Source organism: Phenylobacterium sp., from assembly GCF_046590535.1.
In the GTDB taxonomy this organism is placed as follows: Bacteria; Pseudomonadota; Alphaproteobacteria; order Caulobacterales; family Caulobacteraceae; genus Phenylobacterium.
In genome coordinates, this window is the sequence record NZ_JBKJTG010000005.1 from 1 (window position 1) to 4,893 (window position 4,893).

Genomic DNA, 4,893 nt, shown 5'->3' on the forward strand with positions numbered 1-4,893 from the left:
CTCCGGCCGCGGCCGCCGCGGCGGCCGCCGGAGTCGGCGCAGGGATGCAGCGCGGCCCGGCGCCACGGCTGTCCGAGAGCGAGCAGTTTGCGGCGCGGGTCGGTGGAGAGGAGCCCGAGCAGGCCCGCGCCACGGCCATGCGCAACCCCAGCTACATGGTGCCCCAGGGCGCGGTGATCCCCGGCGTTCTGGAAACCGCCATCAACTCCGACCTGCCGGGCTACACCCGCGCCGTGGTCAGCCGTGACGTGCTTAGCTTCGACGGACGCCAGGTGCTGATCCCCCGCGGCAGCCGGCTGATCGGCCAGTACAAGAGCGCCGTGGCGCTGGGCCAGACGCGCGCCTTCATCATCTGGACCCGCGCCATCCGCCCGGACGGCGTGTCGATCATGATCGGCTCGCCCGGCACCGATGCGCTGGGCCGCGGCGGCCTGGATGGGGAGGTCGACCGCCACTTCTTCCGCCGCTTCTCCGGCTCCATCCTGCTATCGGTGCTGAACGCCGGCGTCGCCGCCCTGGGCTCGCAGCCGTCCACCCAGATCAGCATTGGCTCCCCCGGCGCCGCAGCCGGTCTGGCCGGGTCGGCGCTGCAGGGCGAGAACATACCGCCGACTATCAAGGTGAAGCAGGGCGAGGCGATCCGCATATTCGTGGCCCGCGACCTGGATTTCTCCGGCGTGGGCGCGGCGCTATGAGCCCCGGCTCCGCCGCGATCTACCTGCGCACCTACTTGGCGCCGCTGGCCCACCTTCTGGAGCGCCCGGACGTCACCGACATTTTCATCAACGCGCCGGGCGAATGCTGGGTGGAGACGGTCAGCGGCGGCATCGAGCGCCACCCAGCGCCGGACCTCGACGACACCACCCTTTGGCGCTTGGCCCGCCAGATCGCCAGCCTGTCGCACCAGGGCGTCAGCCGCGAACACCCCTTGCTGGCCGCCACCCTGCCAGAGGGTGAGCGCGTGCAGGTGGTCGCCCCGCCGGCCACCCGCGGCCACCTGGCGATCGCGGTGCGCAAGCACGTGGTGGCCGACCTCAATCTGGACGACTACGAACGGGCCAGCGCCTTCGACGGCGTCCGGGTCGACGGCGGGTCGGACGTGGAGCGGGTCAACGCCGAGCTGCGCGCGCTGCTCGAGGCCGGCCGCACCGCGGCCTTTCTCAGAGGCGCCGTACTGGCGCGCAAGAACATCGTCGTGGCCGGGGGCACCTCCACCGGCAAGACCACCTTCCTCAACGCGCTCCTGAAGGAAATCCCGCGCGAGGAGCGGCTGATCCTCATCGAGGACGCCCCGGAGGTGCAGATCGACCACCCCAACGCCGTGGGCCTGGTGGCGGTGCGTGGAGAGACGGGCGAGGCCCGCGTCACTGTCGAGGACCTGGTGCAGGCTTCGCTTCGGATGCGGCCCGACCGCATCATCCTCGGCGAACTGCGCGGGCGTGAGGCGGCGAGCTTCCTGCGCGCGGTCAACACCGGCCACCCGGGTTCGATCACCACCCTGCACGCCGACAGCCCAAGGGGCGCGGTGGACCAGCTGGCCCTGCTGGTGCTGCAGGCCGGACTAAACCTCGGCCGCACGGAAATCGCCGACTATGTGAAGAGCGTCGTGGATATCTTCGTGCAGCTCTCGCGCCGCGACGGCCGCCGGGTGATCTCCGAGATCGCCTTCCGCCCCGCCGCCCCGCCCGCCTAGCGGGAAATCCGGACCGGCAGGGTCTCGTAGCCCTTCACGAAGCTGGAGCGGACTCGGACCGGGTCGCCCATCACCTCGATATTGGAGAACCGCTTGAGGATCTCCTCCCAGACGATCTTTAGCTGCAGCTCGGCCAGCCGGTTGCCGACGCAGCGGTGAATGCCGAAGCCGAAGGACAGGTGCTGGCGCGGTCGTTCGCGGTCGATGACGAAGGCCTCGGGGTTCTCGATGGCGGTTTCGTCGCGGTTGCCGCTGACGTACCACATGACCACCTTGTCGCCCTTGGCGATGGTTTGGCCGCCCAGCTCGAAATCCTCCACAGCGGTGCGCCGCATGTGGGCCAGCGGCGTCTGCCAGCGGATGATTTCGGGCACCATGCTGGTGAGCAGGCTTTGGTCGGCGCGCAACTTGTCGTACTCCGCCGGAAACTGGTTCAGGGCCAGTACGCCGCCGGTCATGGAGTTGCGGGTGGTGTCGTTGCCGCCGACGATCAGGAGGATGATGTTCCCCAGGTACTCGTCCGGGGTCATGTCCCGGGTGGCCTCGTTGTGCGCCATCATTGAGATCAGGTCGCCCCGGGGCGGTTCGTTGACCCGCTCGTTCCACAGCCGGGTGAAATAGGCCAGGCACTCCATGAGTTCGGCCTGGCGCTGTTCTTCGGTCTCCGTCAAGCCCCCGGGCATGGGCTGGGATGTGGCCACGTCCGACCAGTGGGTGAGCTTGCGGCGCTCTTCGAACGGGAAGTCGAACAGGGTCGCCAGCATCTGAGTGGTCAGCTCGATGGACACCCGGTCCACCCAGTCGAAGGTCTCGCCGATCGGCAGAGCGTCGAGGATCTTCGCCGCCCGCTCGCGGATGATTGGCTCCATGGTCTGCAGGTTGGCCGGCGAGACGATGGGGCTCACCGCCTTGCGCTGCACGTCATGCTTGGGCGGGTCCATGGCGATGAAGCTGGGCCGGCGCAGGTCGGGACGGGCGTCGCGGATGGTGATGCCGCCAAGCGCCGCGTCGGAGGAGAACACTTGGTGGTTGGTGTCCACCGTCATGATGTCCTGGTAGCGGGTCACCGACCAATAGGCGCCGAACTCGCTGGCCTTGCAGTAGTGCACCGGCGCCTCGCGCCGCAGGCGCTCGAAGTAGGGCCAATGGGTGTCTGTGCGGAACAGCTCCGGATCGCCCGGGTGCATATCCTCCAGCGGCATGGTGTAGGCTTTCGCCCGGGCCTCGTCCCGCAATGTGACCGCGCCGTCCGCCATGCCTAGGTCCTCATCACCGCTGAAGGAACGCCGATTGTGGGCTGTCTTTCGCAAAACGCCAATCGTCAGGTCGCACGGACGCATGCGGACTCGACCGACACGGCGGGCGCGGCCACCATCGCCGGGCTGAGGGGGACGTGACGCATGACCACCGAGGATGCGCCGCGCCGGTTCGGACCGCTGGGGCTTTGGCTGCGCCTCAAGCTCTGGCAACGCATCTTCATCGGCTTGGCCCTAGGCGTGGCCGTGGGGCTCGCCTGGGGACCGGAGGTGGTGCAGATCCGCTGGATCGGTGACCTGTTCGTCCGTCTGATCCGCATGTTGGTGGCGCCCTTGATCTTCGTCACCATCAGCTCGGGCGTGATCTCCCTGGGAGATCCCAAGCGGCTGGGGGCTCTGGGCTTGAAGACCTTCGCCTTCTACGTCTTCCACCTGTCCATCGCCGCGGCCATCGGCCTGACCATCGCCTGGTTCTTGGCGCCGGGCCTGGGCATTCAGCTTTCGGATGTGTCTCCGGCCGATCTGAAGCAGGCCAAGACCCCGGGCGAACTCTTCCTGGGCATCGTGCCGCTCAACCCCGTCCAGGCGCTGGCCGAGGGCGATACCCTGGCGATCATCTTCTTCGCCGCGTTCTTTGGCGCCGGCGTGCTGATGGCCGGCGAGCGCGGCAAGCCGGTGGCCGACGTCCTGACCTCCGCCACCGAGGTGTTCCTGAAGCTGGTGGGCGCGATCATGGAGGTGGCGCCTATCGGCGTGTTCGCCCTGATCGCCGTGGTCATGGGGACCAGCGGCCCGGCCACCTTCGTCAATGTCTTCCAGCTAGCCTGCTGCGTCGTGATCGGCGCGACCATCCAAACCCTGGTGGTGCATGGCGCAGTGATCCGCCTGATCGCCTGGCTGCCGATCCTGCCGTTCTTCCGCGGCATCGTCGATGCCATCATGGTGGCCTTCTCGACAGCCTCCAGTTCGGCGACCCTGCCGGTGGCCATGCGGGTCGCGGAGGAGAACCTGGGGGTCGACAAGCCCACGTCCTCCACCGTCCTGCCCCTGGGCGCCACCATCGGCATGGACGGAACCGGCATGTACATGGCGATCCTGGCGCTGTTCTGCGCCCAGGCCTTCGGGATCACGGTGGAGCCCGCCCAGCTCCTCTTGCTGCTGGCGGCCACGGTGCTGATCGCCATGGGCGCGGCGCCGGTGCCATCCGGCTCGCTGTTCGTGCTCCCGGCGCTCACCGCGGTCATCGGGGTCAGCCCCCTGCAAACCGCCATCGTCGTAGGCTTCATCCTGCCCTTCGACCGCATTCTCGACATGATGCGCACAGTCCCCAACGTCACCAGCGACCTGACGGTGGCCACCACCCTCGCGCGCTGGGAACGCACCCTCGATCTGGAGACCTACCGGCGGCCACCGAAGCTCTGAGCGCCTATTTGTAACGGTCGAACCAGGCCGGGATCGCCGCCGCCTTGGCAGCCGACTGCGAGGGCCTCGCCGCCAGGCCGCTGTGGCTGGCGTCAGGCAAGCGCACCAGGGCAGGGCGCCAGAGAAGGCGATCGGAGCGGGTGTTGTCTGGCCGCGTCGGCAGATCGGGCCCTATTCGGCCTCGACCAGGCTGCGGACCAGTTCCAGAACCCGGCGGCGGAGCTGCGGACGGGCGATCCTGGGGAACGAAGAGGCCAGTTCCAGGCCCTCACTGGTGAGGAGGAAGTCCTGGGCGCTGCTGGTGGGGGCGGTGATGTCGGTCCCCTCGCTCAGCCCCTCATAGAAATAGGCCACCGGGGTGCCCAGGGCGCGGGCGATTTCCCAGAGCTTCGAGGCGCTCACGCGATTGGCGCCGCGCTCGTACTTCTGGACCTGCTGGAAGGTGATCCCCAGGGCCTCGGCCAGCTTCTCCTGGCTGACGCCCATCTCCTTGCGGCGCATGCGGACCCGCAGGCCAACGTG

The 4,893-nt window shown here is 68.5% G+C and carries 5 protein-coding genes; 3 read left to right on the plus strand and 2 right to left on the minus strand.

Annotated elements, in window-relative coordinates; translation table 11 throughout:
• Window positions 1–695, plus strand: a 695-nt coding sequence (gene virB10 / locus ACLL81_RS00240) for a type IV secretion system protein VirB10 (RefSeq protein WP_411286338.1), incomplete at its 5' end; no start/stop codon positions are given.
• Window positions 692–1,693, plus strand: coding sequence for a P-type DNA transfer ATPase VirB11 (gene virB11, locus ACLL81_RS00245; protein WP_411286339.1), 1,002 nt, complete (start codon window positions 692–694; stop codon window positions 1,691–1,693). The genes virB10 and virB11, both read left to right, overlap by 4 nt.
• Here the strand turns inward: virB11 and ACLL81_RS00250 are convergent.
• Entirely contained in the window at window positions 1,690–2,949 is a 1,260-nt protein-coding gene (locus ACLL81_RS00250; RefSeq protein WP_411286340.1) for a cytochrome P450, read from the minus strand. The two genes, virB11 and ACLL81_RS00250, sit on opposite strands and share 4 nt — an antisense overlap.
• Before the next feature lie 144 nt (window positions 2,950–3,093).
• Here ACLL81_RS00250 and ACLL81_RS00255 point away from each other — a divergent pair, with 144 nt between their 5' ends.
• On the plus strand, window positions 3,094–4,371 hold the full coding sequence (locus ACLL81_RS00255) for a dicarboxylate/amino acid:cation symporter (protein WP_411286341.1): 1,278 nt from the start codon (window positions 3,094–3,096) through the stop codon (window positions 4,369–4,371).
• A gap of 171 nt (window positions 4,372–4,542) precedes the next feature.
• Here ACLL81_RS00255 and ACLL81_RS00260 read toward each other — a convergent pair.
• A partial coding sequence (locus ACLL81_RS00260; protein ID WP_411286342.1) for a helix-turn-helix domain-containing protein occupies window positions 4,543–4,893 on the minus strand: 351 nt, incomplete at its 5' end.